12 protein-coding genes and 1 pseudogene are annotated in these 15,256 nt (G+C 37.7%); 11 read left to right on the top strand and 2 right to left on the bottom strand.

The features are described 5' to 3' along the window. Positions 1–504: 504 nt before the first annotated feature. Together CUS89_RS00800 and CUS89_RS00795 are read right to left on the bottom strand one after the other, a co-directional pair. Complete coding sequence (locus tag CUS89_RS00800; protein ID WP_104870661.1) at positions 505–1,629, bottom strand: ABC transporter permease; 1,125 nt, start codon at positions 1,627–1,629, stop codon at positions 505–507. 3 nt (positions 1,630–1,632) lie between these two features. After that, a complete protein-coding gene (locus tag CUS89_RS00795) occupies positions 1,633–2,307 on the bottom strand; it encodes an ATP-binding cassette domain-containing protein (RefSeq protein ID WP_104870660.1) in 675 nt (224 codons plus the stop codon). Positions 2,308–2,790: 483 nt separating this feature from the next. Between CUS89_RS00795 and CUS89_RS16255 the strand changes: the two are divergent. From CUS89_RS16255 to CUS89_RS16565, 11 genes and pseudogenes are all read left to right on the top strand, one after another. Further along, positions 2,791–2,980: pseudogene (locus tag CUS89_RS16255) on the top strand (recombinase family protein); the annotation flags it as partial. 1,179 nt (positions 2,981–4,159) lie between these two features. After that, on the top strand, positions 4,160–4,474 hold the full coding sequence (locus tag CUS89_RS00790; protein WP_104870659.1) for a hypothetical protein: 315 nt from the start codon (positions 4,160–4,162) through the stop codon (positions 4,472–4,474). A 16-nt stretch (positions 4,475–4,490) separates the two neighbouring features. Further along, on the top strand, positions 4,491–5,318 hold the full coding sequence (locus CUS89_RS00785; protein ID WP_104870658.1) for a WxL domain-containing protein: 828 nt from the start codon (positions 4,491–4,493) through the stop codon (positions 5,316–5,318). Positions 5,319–5,403: 85 nt separating this feature from the next. Continuing rightward, on the top strand, positions 5,404–6,444 hold the full coding sequence (locus CUS89_RS00780) for a DUF916 and DUF3324 domain-containing protein (RefSeq protein WP_104870657.1): 1,041 nt from the start codon (positions 5,404–5,406) through the stop codon (positions 6,442–6,444). Positions 6,445–6,459: 15 nt separating this feature from the next. Then, positions 6,460–8,508 carry a WxL domain-containing protein gene (locus tag CUS89_RS00775; RefSeq protein WP_104870656.1) on the top strand — a complete coding sequence of 683 codons (2,049 nt, stop codon included), beginning with the start codon at positions 6,460–6,462 and terminating at the stop codon, positions 8,506–8,508. 67 nt (positions 8,509–8,575) lie between these two features. Beyond that, positions 8,576–8,920, top strand: a complete 345-nt coding sequence (locus CUS89_RS00770; protein WP_104870655.1) for a WxL domain-containing protein — start codon at positions 8,576–8,578, stop codon at positions 8,918–8,920. Positions 8,921–9,170: 250 nt separating this feature from the next. Further along, positions 9,171–10,199 (top strand): DUF916 and DUF3324 domain-containing protein, encoded by a 1,029-nt coding sequence (locus CUS89_RS00765; RefSeq protein WP_104870654.1) that lies wholly within the window; start codon positions 9,171–9,173, stop codon positions 10,197–10,199. A gap of 13 nt (positions 10,200–10,212) precedes the next feature. Next, positions 10,213–12,774, top strand: coding sequence for a WxL domain-containing protein (locus CUS89_RS00760; protein ID WP_104870653.1), 2,562 nt, complete (start codon positions 10,213–10,215; stop codon positions 12,772–12,774). Between the two features lie 564 nt (positions 12,775–13,338). Further along, on the top strand, positions 13,339–14,817 hold the full coding sequence (locus CUS89_RS00755) for a helix-turn-helix domain-containing protein (protein ID WP_104870652.1): 1,479 nt from the start codon (positions 13,339–13,341) through the stop codon (positions 14,815–14,817). Positions 14,818–14,918: 101 nt separating this feature from the next. Then, complete coding sequence (locus CUS89_RS16570; RefSeq protein WP_374955043.1) at positions 14,919–15,053, top strand: DUF7006 family protein; 135 nt, start codon at positions 14,919–14,921, stop codon at positions 15,051–15,053. Continuing rightward, positions 15,050–15,190, top strand: a complete 141-nt coding sequence (locus CUS89_RS16565) for a DUF7006 family protein (protein WP_374955042.1) — start codon at positions 15,050–15,052, stop codon at positions 15,188–15,190. The genes CUS89_RS16570 and CUS89_RS16565 overlap by 4 nt, the downstream gene beginning before the upstream one ends. Positions 15,191–15,256 lie beyond the last annotated feature (66 nt).

The raw sequence follows: 15,256 nt of genomic DNA, 5'->3' as shown, positions 1-15,256 counted from the left end.
AACCATCACCCACACTAAAAGTATCTAGGGGAGGTTGCTTTTAGACAAATAGATAAAAAATAGAACAAATCTAGCAATATGTAAATCATGAATAATTGAGTGTGAAAGTAGGATGCAATGGCTCCAACAATAGCATCCTACTTTCTACATAGGAAAAAACATAAAAATGATGGACAATAAAAAAACAATATTTATTGTTCCCGTTTACTTGAATGAAAGTTATCGATATCTTTGTCTAAAAAAGAGGTTTCTTTCTTAGGTAAAATCAATAAATTTATAATTGTGACAAGCTAAAACACCTATGCAAATAGCACAGGGCAGACGACTAGGTCTCGTCCATGTAGTTCCGGTTTGAAATTCGTTGAGAATGAATTATTACGGAGATGCCATAAATGGTCATTTTAAAAGTTCAGTTCTTAAATAAGCACTTATTTATGTATTACATATCTCTCTACTATCTCAAAATAAGATTAACAAATTCTATTTTTATGAAGTGTCTGTGTTTCAATAGCGTTTTTTTCTAACTAAAACGAAATTCGTGATTAGTATCAGAAATATGTTAACAGTCACGAGAGTACCAATCCCATTGATGAAAGTAATATTAGATGATTTTAAAGGTTCAAATCCTGTGCCACCTAAAATTACTTGTTGAAAATCAACATAAGACGTTGGGAGATATTGTAGTAAACTATTATCATTGTGTTCTCCTGATGAAATATTATAATTCGTCATGAAAAGCAAAAGTAAAATACTACCTACATTAACCAAATAATTACCCGTGAATATAGATAAAAAGAAACTAATTAAAAGCAAAAGTAAAATCCATAGGATAATAAAAATGATAGTTTGAAAGAAAAAGGTGGATAGTGGAAGTATGGTTACATCATTATTAATGATTGTTGCGATTGGGTAGTTAAAGTTGCCTATACCATTTTTTATAGCAACAATCAAAGAGACCAATACTAAAGGTAAAAGAACACTTAACGAAGAAAATAGAAAGTAAGAAAAAAAGCGAACTATATTTTTGGAAACTAGTCTTTTGGGAATTATATTTATTAAAACAATGTATTGCTTCCTTTTCTCATACGAAGTGATTGTTGCAGCAAGAATGGCTGAAATAGCGAGAAACAAGATACTAGGAATAGCGCCAGAAAAAATAAGTTCATAATAATTTGCTAAAGGAAGTACCTTCGTACTTTCTAAAGGAATCAGGGGATAATTATTTTTATGTAAATATTTTAATTTAGCAACAATTTTTTTTTGTTCAATAATAGGTATCCCAACTAATTTGCCGGATAACATGTCTTCCAAATTCTTTTTTTCAAAAATATATTTGCTTTCGACAATCTTATTTGAGTCTTGCGACTGTATTGCTGATATTACTGCCTCAATATTTTTATTTGCAACTTTTAGATCTTCTATAGTTGCGAATGCTGTATCATCATTTTTTATCGCATTAATCGTCTGCTCATTAGTAAATTGATTAGCTTTTAGTTCATCAATCTCACTCCAAGGACTTTCCCTATGAAAAAATACAGGGATCAACAATAAGAGTGTTAGAACTATAAATGGTAAGTAATTTATCTTATTTTTTATTAGGTTTATACATTCAAATTTAAGTAAATTCATTTTTTATCCCCCGTATAATTGTTTATAGAGCGCCAATATATCATCCATATTTTTCGTATCTTTTTCTATTTTTCCATTTTTTAAAAAGACGACTCTATTACAGATTGCTTGAATATTAGCAATATCATGGGAGGAAAAAAGAATAATTTTCTTTTTGTAAGCTAAATTTCGAATGATTGCATTCGTGATTTCTATACTCCCGGGATCTAAACCATTTAGAGGTTCATCAAATAATAAGACTGGTGCATCACTAATTAAATACGTTGCTAACAATGCATGTTGTTTCATACCTAATGATAATTTTTTTATAGGAAGAGTTTGATATTTATGTATTTTTAAAATATTGATTACTTCATCTACAGCAATTTTGCTCTGCCAATTTTTCTTAATCAATAATAAGTGATCTAAAATGTTTAAATGCCCAAACAAATTATTTGAACTCTCTAAATAAAAAAATGAACGTTTAAAGTTTAGTGAATGGGGAGAAAAGCTATTGATTTCTAGTTTTCTATATGTAGAGGGGAATAAGTGTGCTATTCCGTTCAATAAAGTTGTCTTACCGGTACCATTTGGAGCAACTAATGCGACTATTTCGCCACCCACAATCGATAAATCTAGATCATCAATTATTTTTTTCTTTCCTCTTTTTATAGTCATATTCTCAATAAAAACCGACATAAAAGCCTCCGTTTCGACTCGCTCCGCTATTCGAGTCATATAGTAGTGAAAACGAGAGCGGATTCTCGTTATATTGGCTCCAAGACTAGGAATACGGATAAATTATTTGTTACTATGTAATAATAGAGTAGCTTGTCATCATGTAAAAAAACATTTCAACAATAAGCTATTCACAAGAATTTTGAAAATTATTTAGTCTGTCTAAAGATTTATACTAGGAGACGATAGGGTTAAAGCTTGTTTGTAAAAATCATACGACCCTTTAACTTATTGTATCAATCTAATATGAAAGCGCAATCTTTTTTTGTCTAAATTATAGAATATAGCTTAGATCAGTAGCTTATCCTAAAGAAACCTAATATTACGCTCCAAGCTATATTTTCTTTACTTCTAGTGCCGCTTTTTTTCGAGAGATAGATGGCAGAGTTTTAAAATATAAATTTATTTTCCACTAATTGATTTGTTCGATAGGGACAGGTTGATTTGAAAGAAAGCGTAAATAGTCTGGATCAAAATTTAGATCGGTAATTAGAGATTTTATCTGAGTGTAATAAAATTTTTTACTGCTAAGTTAACTAGATAAGATACAAATCAAGTAACATTCCAAGAAATGATAGAATTTATTCGTGAAGATGATATTGTTGTAGTAACTGAATTAAAAAAGGTACTTCGACAAGTAGTGTTGGTGAGTTCAAATTGAAAGAATTTCATCGTGAAGCAATCGAAGCAGGAATACGCTTCGATCAATTCTTTTTTGTTTTGGATGGATTTTGGAAAATCAAGCTCTGTACCAAGAAAATACGGTTACGAGAATGAAGGAAATTAGGATAACTATAAGGTGTTTGGAAAGCATTTTTGATTCCTTTTCTATATTTATTTAAGAAAGTGAGTTTCTTACGAAAGCACTCAGAAATCAGTGTGTCTAAGGTATTCACCAGTTCGGAAAAAGTAGATTGTATCTTTTTTGGGTGATAGAGAAGGAGTGAATAAGTGTTATAAGCTAACCTCAATGTGGAATCATAGCATAGTAATTTATTGACGATAGCTTTTTCAGTCATTGGATGCTAATTCTACCATGATTTTTTTTTTAAGCCGGGAAAGTTGCGCCACACTCTTTACATAGAAATCGATTTTTTTAGTTTTAAGATCGTTTTACGTGAATGGTTCGATAATAATTGAATCACGTAGAAGATAATGCCTCCTTCTTTCTTTTCAGAAAGCTAATTTGTGGGGAAATGATATTTTTATCTGTTAAATCGAGTAATTTTTTAATATGCTAGTCCATGGAGGTATTCTTTCTTGATGAGTTTGTTTTAGTCGACTTAATTCTATCAATTTGGATATCTCTTTTTCTGTCTTTTTTTACAAAAAATAGTGTTAGCAGAAAACAAAATTGTTTTCCATCAACACTAGATATTGTAGAATCATAATTCTTTCATAGGGTCAGAAACTTAACAGTTTCTGATCCTTATTTTTTCCTAATTTACTTGACTCAATCGACTATCTAGGAAATCCGAAAACTCTTATCTCTTTAGTAAGATTATTTTTAAATAATTTATTTTTCTTGCTCATTATTCTAAATTTGCACATCGACATGAAAATTTCGATTATTCAATTTATATAGGATCTTGTAATATAAGAGATGCAAATGAGGCTTCAAGTTGATCCTTATTTTGTTTAATGATTTGTATCGAAAACCATCGTTTTTCAGAATTTATATTCGTTATCTATATTCTGAAATAGAAAGACTAATTTAATAACTTTTTTTTAAGACATTTGATTCTATCGAATGTCTTTTTTTGTTTCCTTAAAAACGATGAGTTTTGAGAAGAACATTAAAGGAGGAGGGAATATGCGAAAAACGGTCGGCCAAATAATCGCTCTATGTTTCCTGATAATAGCGATGCAGTTTCCGTTGCTGGTTTATGGTACACAGGTCCAATCCGTTGAGTCAGAAGGATCGATTGGATTTACCGGGGCCTATGAACCAATCGGTCCGCCAGACCCACCACCTAGCACCAGCCCACAAAAGCCAGACGGTACTTTGCCGAAAACCAATATGATTGGTAGCACACTTGGACTACGGATCGGCAGTTTCTTAGTGGGTGGCGTTTTATTAGTTTTGGGGTACAAAAGAAGAAAAGCAACACAAAAAACAATTAAATGAAAGTAGGAATTTAAGAATGAAATTTATCCGTTTAGCAACTGTAGCTGCATTATCAACAACAATTTTTGCCGGAGGCGTACAAGCCTTCGCCGAAGAAACTGATCAAGAGAAGGAAACACAAGAAGTTCGCAAAACAACCACTGAGGGTCAAATCACCTTCACGCCAGGAAATGATGACACAGTCGTTGATCCTGGACCGGATGGCCCTGAGGTAACTATTCCGCCAGTCACTGGTCCTGATGGGCAAAACAAAGGACCTTTAACAATCGCAACTGTGCCAACAATGAACTTCGGTTCACAAATTATTTCAACTACAGATGAGCATTACAATATGGTCGCTGAAAGACAACAAAAAACAGGAACGGCAGGTGAAGAAAATAAAGTTCCTTATGTAAGTTTGGCACAAGTCCAAGACACCCGCGGTACTAATGAAGGATGGGAATTAAGTGTAAGTTTAACAGAATTCCAAGCTCCTACGGATACATTAAACAAGGTATTAAAAGGCGCAAAAATCACGTTATTCGATCCGGCCCTTCTTTACAGTGTTAACGATGAAAATCAGGCGCCTACTATTCACTCAAGCGGGTTAGAATTGATTCCAAACAATGATTCAGTGCCAATTATGACTGCAGCGGCTAAAAAAGGGAGTGGAACTTCGACTACTGTTTGGGGAGACCATGACGCGATCGCAAAACAAGTAGAAGATGGGGTAGATGTTGTAGAAAATGAGGCAATCCAACTGTTTGTTCCTGGCTCGACTGCCAAAGATGCAGTAACGTATACCTCTACATTGACATGGGAATTAGAACTAACACCTGATAATGAAGCACCTGATGTGGTTTAAGAAGTAACCATTTCCATGTTCCATTAGTCACTGGCAGCGTTACAGATTTCTGTGGCGTTGCTTTTTTTAGAAAGGATTATGACAAATGAGACACAAACGATCAATCCAAAGTGAGCTGTTGCTTCTAGCATTGCTTTTCTTTTTCTTGCCCGTTTCAGCCCAAGCTGAAGAGACGGCCTTAAATACACACGTCACTCCGATTTTCCCAGAAAGCCAAGTAGACGAAAGCAAAGGCTATTACGAGCTGTTACTCGCTCCTAAACAGAAAGAAATCTTGCAGCTGAAAGTCGGCAATTCCAGTTCAGAACCAATTTACGTTCAGGTGACACCACATACGGCTTATACGAATACTTTAGGGAATGTCGAGTATGGCAAAGATGCCGAAGAAGCGGATCCGAACTTGATCCACTCCTTGGATGAGCTGATGACTCCTTCGGAGGTCATTACACTCGCAGGAAAAGAAACAAAGGTCATAGACATTCCTTTACAGATGCCTAAAGACGCCTTTGAAGGGTATTTAGCTGGCGGTTTACGAATCACCGAGGTAAAAGAAGAGGAAGAAAGTGAAGCCCCAGAAGGAGAAGGGGTCGCGATCAAGAATGAATTTGCCCATGTGGTCGGTGTGGTCGTCAGTAATACCCGAGACTCGGTGCAACCGGAGTTGGAACTATTAGATGTGTTTGCGGATCAATTGAACTATCGCAATGTGATCAGTGCCACGCTACAAAACTTTACGCCCACTTTTGTCAATCAATTGGCGGTGGAAGCTACCGTGAAACGAGCAGGGGAGAACGAGGTGCTCTATAAGGCTGAGAAAGAAATGATGCAGATGGCGCCGAATTCAAACTTTAACTTTCCGATTTCTTTAGAAGGAGATCGTTTTCGTAGCGGTAACTACGTGTTAGAACTAACGGCAAAGTCAGGAGAAAATGAATGGTCCTGGACGCGTGAATTTACGATTGAAGCCGAAGAAGCCCGCAAGTTAAATCGAGAAGACGTAACGATTGATTCTGGTATCAATTGGTGGATGATTGGTGTGATTATATTGATCCTTATTTTGTTTGGTTTTATCATCTATTTGATTGTTCAAAAGAAACACAATACTGAAAAAGGACAATCCAAATAGGAGGAAACAAGATAAATGAAGAGTAAGAGAATCAAAGGAATACTTGTATTTGGGATAGCTGTTTTTTCACTGCAGCCAGTCTGTATGCCAGTAGGTATGGTTTATGCTAAAATGATGGCTACTCAAGAAGAAGCACCCGAACAAGCAGATCTGCCAGCTCTACCTAGCTTTTTAGAAACAACTGAAGAAACGAACCCACGATTTTTCTTCCAACAATCGTACATGCAAGGAACCGTCAATGAACAGATCAACGTGACGATTTCTTCTGATCAAGCAGCTTCTGAAGTACGAGTTAGATTACCCGAAGCAGGACAAGTACTTAACGAGCAACTACCAGCCGGTGTTTCAATAGAACAGGAGACCCACTCTAAAGAGTGGGTAATGCAAACGCAGCGTGCGCAAAATACGTTTATCCTTCCTCTAGTATTTGAATTCGAAGGAAACTACGAATTATCTGTGGAAGAAACGACGGCCTATCTAGAAATTAGTGAACAAGAAGATGAGCAATTAGATATTATAGACGAGCCATCGGAAGAGAATAGAACAGAAATAGTTGAAGACGACTCGACGAAAGATCTTCCAGAAGAAACACAAGGTATCCCTGGTAAAGGCGCTGCTTCATTTAAAAGCGAAAAAAATGCTACAACAATAGAAAATCCAGATTACTTACCGATTGTTCATTTGGTTAAGGACACTGAATCAGGTGTACTAGTGGCTTCTGAAATTGACACATCATACGGTATATTTTTATATCCAACTACAATTATGACAAAATCTCCAGATAATAATAATATCTTAGGAAATCAAGCTCTGCAATTTATTTCAACTACCGGTGGAGAACGGGGGGTAGAACTTAGTGCTCCTCTATACAGTAACACTAACTATACTATGCAAGTTAGAGGTCGATTGTCTAATCCTTCGCTTGGCGAGATGAGCCCCTCATCTCCTGTCAGATATGGGGTGAAAACAGGTCATACAGAGATTTATGCTTCCGATTTTACTCAAAGTTATTCTAATCGAGCAATCAGTTTCACATCAAATAATCGATTTCATAACTATCAAACAATCCCGAGTGAACGTACGATATTTTATTTATATGATAGGTCATCAAATCAAGGTGGTTTTTGGAGCAGAGTAACATTCGTGAGAATGATCCCAAATACACCGATGATCTCGTTTGTAGGTGATTCATATTTAGATGTTAATTTATCAGAAGTAATTGGAAAAACAAATGAACAAATTGTTGAAGATTTTTCAAAGGAGATTGAAGAAAAATTAAAAACAATTGCTGTAGACTCAAACAATAATAATAATATAATTTCTTCAGTGGATATAGAATCTATAGAGGACTCATTTAAAGTAGTATGTCGTAATAGTAAAGAAATCAAAGTTAATACTAAAGCTGCAAAATGGGGTGAAGTAGGTTTGAATAGCTTCACAATAAATATTATTGACGATACCATATTACCATTAGACCCATTGAATCCAGAAATCGAAGTCGATCCAGAGAACAAACCTGTGCTTGAAGAAGAACAAGGCTTATTAAGTATTGATTTTGCTTCTCAATTTCGGTTTGGTAAACAAGCAATTTCTGCTCAGGCCAAGTGCTATTATGCGCAACCACAACGTTTATTGAATCTTGATGGGACCGTCAATGACGCCGAAGAACGGCCCAATTATATCCAAGTCAGCGATCGTCGCCCAGAAGAAGAGCGCCACGGCTGGCAATTAGCAGTCACTCAAAACAGTCAATTTTCAGATCGTCAAGACAATCAACTTAGAGGCGCACGTTTGTTGCTTAATAACCAACAACTTGCATCTGTCCAAGAAACAGGCGAACCGATGCTACAAAACGAAGACGGCGTTGTATTGATCCCAGAAGAAAAGACGACCCTTGTGAGTGCACGAGAAGGCCAAGGCGTAGGGTCGTGGGTCTATCGTTTTGGTGATGGAGAAAGTGCAGGAGAAAGTGTGGCCCTTGAAGTGCCGCCAACGGCAGATCCAAGAGCAACGATCTATCAAACAACCCTCACGTGGGAATTAAGTACCGTTCCCGACAATTAGCCGAAAAAAACGATGCAGGCGTTGTTTCATCAGTTAGTCTTTACTGCTAACGATTGCAACCGTTCCAATGATGAACTTTGGTTCACAAATCATCTCGACTACGGATGAATATTACAACATGGTCGCTGAGTTGCAAAAAAAGACAGGGACCACTGGCGAAGAAAATATGATGCCTTATGTAAGTATGGTACAAGTCCAGGACACCCGCGGTACCAATGAAGGATGGGAACTACGTGTAAGTCTAAATGAATTTCAAGCACTTACGGAAAACCTAAATAAAGTACTAAAGGGTGTGAAAATCACGTTACTCGATCCGACCCTTCTTTACAGTATCAATGATGACGCTCTGGTATCGTCCATTCATGCAAGCGGGTTAGAATTGATTCCAAATACTGATGCCTACCAATTATGACAGTCGGTAACCACAAATGTAGCGGAACCTCTACTGTTGTCTGTGGGGGATATTGAGGCGATCCAACTATTCGTTTCTGGTTCGAACGCCAAAGATGCGGTAACGTATACTTTTACATTGACATGAGAGATGGGACAGATACCAGATAATACGCTTTAAGAATTAACGATTCCTATTTCTATGTTCCATTAGTCACTAGCAGCGTTACAGATTTCTTTGGCACTGCCTTTTTTAGAAAGGATTACGATAAATGAGATATAAACAAGCTATGCCAAAAAGACTGTTGTTCCTAGCAGTACTTTTGTGTTTCTTGCCACTTTCAGCCCAAGCTGAAGAGACGGCCTTAAATACACACGTCACTCCGATTTTCCCAGAAAGTCAAGTAGACGAAAGCAAAGGCTATTACGAGCTGTTACTCGCTCCTAAACAGAAAGAAACCTTGCAGCTGAAAGTCGGCAATTCCAGTTCAGAACCAATTTACGTTCAGGTGACACCACATACGGCTTATACGAATACTTTAGGGAATGTCGAGTATGGCAAAGATGCCGAAGAAGCGGATCCGACCTTGATCCACTCCTTGGATGAGCTGATGACTCCTTCGGAGGTCATTACATTAGCTGGGAATGAAACAAAGGTTATAGAAATTCCTCTTCAAATGCCTAAAGACGCCTTTGAAGGGTATTTAGCTGGCGGTTTACGAATCACCGAAGTGAAAGAAGAGGAAGAAAGTGAAGCCCCAGAAGGAGAAGGGGTCGCGATCAAGAATGAATTTGCCAATGTGGTAGGTGTGGTCGTCAGTAATAACAGAGACTCGGTGCAACCGGAGTTGGAACTATTGGATGTCTTTGCGGATCAATTGAATTACCGCAATGTGATCAGCGCCACTTTACAAAACTTTACGCCCACTTTTGTTAATCAATTGGCGGTGGAAGCTACCGTGAAACGAGCAGGAGAGAACGACGTTCTCTATAAGGCGGAAAAAGAAATGATGCAGATGGCGCCGAATTCAAACTTTAACTTTCCGATTTCTTTAGAAGGAGATCGTTTTCGTAGCGGTAACTACGTGTTAGAACTAACGGCAAAGTCAGGAGAAAATGAATGGTCTTGGACGCGAGAGTTTACGATTGATGCCGACGATGCCCGTAAGTTGAATCGTGAAGACGTGATGATCGACAATAGTCCAAATTGGTGGATGATCGGTACGATTATTTTGTTGACTCTATTGGTCGTGATTCTGCTTTATCTCACTCTAAAGAAAAGAAGGCAAGAAAAAGAGTAAGGAGGAATATAGCGTGAACTTTCGCAAACAAGCTGTGGTATGTACTACACTCTTACTATTGGCACATATGATACCATTGGGAATCACACGAGGCTATGCAGAAACGAATGGACCAGTAGATGAGCAGGCATTCACTGCTTTTCGCAGCCATCTACCAGATTATGTAGCAATGAGCACCGCTGTTGCACCAATCAAGGAAGCACAGCCAGTGGTTCAAGAGTTTTCATTTGTAGAAAAGACTTTTCAGACTGTCACGAACCAACCTGTTATTTTGCGTTTTAAAAGTACCTATCCTGCAGATGAGGTTCTGGTGCGGGTACCGAAGGAAGGACAAATACTGGCAAGTCATTTTTCTGATGGAGAGTCCATCACTCATTCTCATGGAGAGTACTGGACACTTCATACAGAAGAGAAAAAGAGAGAATTTACTCTTCCTATAGTGTTTGAGACAGCGGGACAGTATTTTATTACCGTTGATCATGACGCAGATCATTTTTATCTAGAAGTGGCAGGATCAAGTATAGATAATCCTACTAGATCAGAACTGGTTTCTGAGCAAGCTTTAGCTGTTGAGGAAGATGAATTGGATGACGCAGCAAGCTTGGAACAAGAAAGTTTTGGTGAATATAAAACCGCACAAGAAGAAAATACCTTACCATACGTGCTTCAACCGATTATGGCTGAAGAAAAAAATTTGAGGATTCCAGATGGATTACTACAGGAAGAAGATAATAGAATTCTGGAACAAATACAAGCTCCTGAAAATAGAGCGATTCGTTATGCTTCCAACTGGTCTCAGTTTCGATCTGCTTGGAATAGATCGGATACTACACAGATTATTTTCACGAATTCTATTGATCTTGGTACTTCAGGGGGATTATTGACCAGTTTAAATACGCGAACAGCTAGTGTTACACTTATTGGATCCACTAGTACATCCTTTGGGTTAGATACTCGGACACAAACTTTAAAATTATCTGGAACAGCTAATTTTACTATCTCAAATATGACTTTAAGTAGTCAGACATTTAATAGTAACATTTATACAATCGATCACTCTGGTACGGGAAAAATTTCATTCATTAATAATTCAACCGAAATGAGTTCAGCTTCTATTCAAGCTAGAAATATTTTGATTGAATCCGGAAGTTTAATATATGGAAGAGTGAATTTAACAAATCAAGGGACGTTAGAAATCTTTAGCAACGGTGGCACGACTAGATCAACAGGCATAGTTAGGAACAATAGTAGAAGTTCAGAATTAACAACATCGGGTACTGGCCATAATATATATATAAAAGGAAATGATTTCTTGGTGAGAGATGGAACTACAGTAAATGGTCGTTCTTGGGAGACAGTAGATCTCCATCTGAGTGGTATTAGTGCATCTGCAATAAATTCTGCGATAACTACCCCAGATGATTTTTCATCACGTTATTTGGGTTTGAGTGGCTCCGATAAAACGATTGTTCTGAACGGTAGATCATCTGCTGGATGGGTCAATCCACCACTTCCATCCTTCCGTCTCGCATTTCAAGCTAGTCCAAATAATGGGGGAACGCCTACCGCTGCTGCCACAATGATTACTCAAGGATCTACCACAACGATTCAAGCTAATCCCAACGAAAAATTCAACTTTGTTCATTGGAAAATTGTTTCAGGTACAGGAAGTAGTGTCGCAGAGGATACAAGCGCAACTACTACTTTTACAATGGGGACTGCTGATACGGTTGTACAAGCAGTCTATCAAAAGAAACAAGGCGGAGACATAACGGTTGAATATGTCGATAATGCTCTAAAGGAACTGACAGAACCAGAGATTATCAGCGGACTGATTGATGAAGAATATGAGACTAAGCCCAAAGAAATTGACGGGTACACTTTAACTGAAGTACCCAAAAATGCATCAGGACGATTTACCGAAGAGGCCCAGAAAGTTACTTACGTTTACACGAAAGATGCCCTAGATCCTGTGTTACCAGTCGATCCATTGGCACCCGAAAAAGAAGTTGATCCAGAAAATCCACCAGAACTTCCTGAAGATCAAGGGACACTGAGTATTGATTTTGCGTCAAGCTTTTCATTTGGAACCCAAGGCATTTCTGCGCAGACCAAGCGCTATTATGCACAACGCCAACGCTTGTTGAATCCTGATGGAACCGTTAATGAATCCGAAGAACGCCCCAACTACATCCAAGTCAGTGATCGACGGCCAGAAGATGAACGTCACGGCTGGCAATTAGCGGTTACACAGAACAATCAGTTTACGGATCTACAGGAAAATGAATTACGAGGCGCACGCTTGATGTTGACCAACCAACAATTTGCGTCCGTCCAAGGAATGGGTGAACCCATGCTCAATAATCCAGACGGTGTCACCTTAATTCCTGGGGAAAAGACCGATCTTTTGACCGCGCTCGATGGTCAAGGAGCAGGTACTTGGGTCTATCGGTTTGGTGGCGGTGAAACTGCAAGCGAAAGTGTGGCACTTGAAGTGCCGCCAACAGCGAATCCAAGAGTAACCACCTATCAAACGACCCTTACGTGGGAATTGAGTGCAGTTCCCGACAATTAGTTGAAAAAGAAAAGGGCTGCGGCTCTTTTCTTTTTCTTCACAGAAAGAAAAAATTCAGAATTTATTTTATCATTTAGTCTTTATTACCAAAGACTATGTGTGGAGTAATATTTTTAGGACTATCAGAAAAAGAGTGCATCATAGCTCAGACTCTAATCAATCAAACTGGCTTTGGACGTCGAATAATCATGTAATACATATAAGTAGAAAAAGATTATTTCGATGAGATGCTCCAATTGGTCGGTAATGAAAAAGGTTACCAATTTTCTTTTTTTACGCGAAGGAGGTATTATGATAAGAAAGAAGCACTGATTCATGAAGAAAAGCCTTTTTTTGTTTGTGGATCAGTTAACTACGGGGAAAGAACTGACCATCCTTTATAGATGATTTTAGCGAATCAATTATGTTTCCTAAGCCATATCAAAGAAATGAATCAAGTCCCAAAAAGGGTACGCACAGGAAGGTTTGAATTAACAACTTTGCACACAAGAGAAACAATCTAACGAACATTGTGTGGTTATTGTGAAGGGAAAAGGAACAAAATGAAAAAGTGAGGGGATAGGTATGCGCGAATTACAAATTGCTTTTATTACGAATGCCGAGATCCGTCGCTGGATGCGGATTTTGACTATTATTGAACGAGAACACCACTTTACGATTGTTGCGGTGAGTGAACGATTGGAGATATCCCAACGAACGATGGTCAAAGATATCCAAGAAATAAAAAATCACTTTGGTGAGACCATTGAATTGCTTTCACTTTATAATGGCTTTCATTTTGAGGAACGTGATAGGATCGGGTACCAAGAAAAGAAAGAACAGCTGTTAGAAAACGAAGTACTCTTTGAAATTGTGGGGACGATTTTTTACGGGGAATTCGTCGCACTGTCTGACTTAGCACACCAGTACAGTTACGCAGAAAGTACACTGCGTCGGTTTTTAGTAAAAATTGAACCAATTTTGGCTGAATATGACTTATCATTAACCCTGACCCCCGTTAACTTTGTAGGTGAAGAAACTAACATCCGAAAGTTCTTTTTTGATTTTTACTACAGCAGTGAACAGACGCCATTTACGATTCGTCCACCAGAAGGGTTGCATACATTGATTCTGAACGAACTATCTAGCAAACTAGGAAGTTATGAACTGGGGACAGGGACGACCGCTTCCGCTTTTTATTACCATCTGTATATCACAATGGTTCGTGTCAACCAAGACCAGTTTATTTCATTACCTGAGTGGTTGAAGAACGTCGATTATCAGGAAAAAGATTTTCAGCTACTTTATTCTTTACAAACGAGTATCCATAAGGAGTATGAGATCTATCTGCCAAAGGAAGAATTTGCTTGGGTCCATCTATCGGTCATTTCCAAGCGAACGATTAATCGTGTAGATCAAGAACGTACATTTAGCCAACGATTCAACTGTTGGAAGGGTCTCGAGCAAGTCGTGTCAGATTATTTATCGGATCCGTTCTTTGCAAAATGGGATATCGACACATTAAGCCAATTTATGACGTCATTTTTTGTCTCACGTCTGATGAATGAAGCCCTGAGTCCAATATTGAATAGAGAGCTAGAGGAAATTCGATTGATGGTCAAGAAAACATACGGTAAGATTCATGAGATCAATTCATCCTTTTTACAAAAGCATGCGCATACGCTCAGCTTTTCAACTGTTACTTTTGAAGACGTGGCAGTCAGTTTTACGCTATACATGGACATGTTATTTCATTATTATCAACCAGTTAAACATGTTTTATTTTTACTGGAAGGGGATTATTTGGTGGTGCAATCGATTCGAATACAAGCGCAAGAACTTTTAGGTGATCACTATAATTTACTATTTATTTCATTGCAAGAAATGACACAAGAACGCTTGAGTGAAGCACATATTGATCTGATCGTAACGAACTACAGGCCATATCTCTTAGACTATGCATTGGAAACTGATTATGTTCTGATGAATAGTATTCCTACGGCGCAAGATTGGAAACGAGTCAAACACCTTTTGAATCCATTGATCGATCGAATCGTTTTTTAAAAGAAAGAAGGGAAAGAACCATGGCAGGATTTACTACAACCAAGACCTATTTGCAGGGCTTTTAGAAAATTTTTGAAGAAGCAGAAAATCAAGAAAGCCAAGTGCTGAAGGACTATTTATACACACAGACACAGAGATTGGAAAATTTAGTCACACAAATCTCTCACGATAACTTCTGGCAAGTCTGGCCAGAAATCTTAGGGATTGATGCTAAGCAAGGTCTGGTTACTGATTGATCGTCTTTGATGATTTTTTTAATGAGGTTATTATTATTCGAATCGTTGAAGATGATTATCGTACCTATTTCAAAGAATTGTGTGGGTATAATCTCCATATGGAACCGAAACATTCCATGATTTTCAATGTTTTATGATTATCAGCGAAAGGAAAAGCAAATCGCTAGGAAGAAAAATGAGCATAGTAATCATTATTTAAGAAA

The sequence above is a fragment of the Enterococcus mundtii genome (assembly GCF_002947535.1).
Classification (GTDB): Bacteria; Bacillota; Bacilli; order Lactobacillales; family Enterococcaceae; genus Enterococcus_B; species Enterococcus_B mundtii_B.
Note: the sequence above shows the minus strand (reverse complement) of the source record. Positions and strands in the feature narration are given on the sequence as shown.

Bases quoted from the DNA above. Each gene is read 5' to 3' on its own strand.
- CUS89_RS00800 (WP_104870661.1), bottom strand. From the start codon at position 1,629: ATGAATTTACTTAAATTTGAATGTATAAACCTAATAAAAAATAAGATA.
- CUS89_RS00795 (WP_104870660.1), bottom strand. From the start codon at position 2,307: ATGTCGGTTTTTATTGAGAATATGACTATAAAAAGAGGAAAGAAAAAA.
- CUS89_RS00790 (WP_104870659.1), top strand. From the start codon at position 4,160: ATGCGAAAAACGGTCGGCCAAATAATCGCTCTATGTTTCCTGATAATA.
- CUS89_RS00785 (WP_104870658.1), top strand. From the start codon at position 4,491: ATGAAATTTATCCGTTTAGCAACTGTAGCTGCATTATCAACAACAATT.
- CUS89_RS00780 (WP_104870657.1), top strand. From the start codon at position 5,404: ATGAGACACAAACGATCAATCCAAAGTGAGCTGTTGCTTCTAGCATTG.
- CUS89_RS00775 (WP_104870656.1), top strand. From the start codon at position 6,460: ATGAAGAGTAAGAGAATCAAAGGAATACTTGTATTTGGGATAGCTGTT.
- CUS89_RS00770 (WP_104870655.1), top strand. From the start codon at position 8,576: ATGATGAACTTTGGTTCACAAATCATCTCGACTACGGATGAATATTAC.
- CUS89_RS00765 (WP_104870654.1), top strand. From the start codon at position 9,171: ATGAGATATAAACAAGCTATGCCAAAAAGACTGTTGTTCCTAGCAGTA.
- CUS89_RS00755 (WP_104870652.1), top strand. From the start codon at position 13,339: ATGCGCGAATTACAAATTGCTTTTATTACGAATGCCGAGATCCGTCGC.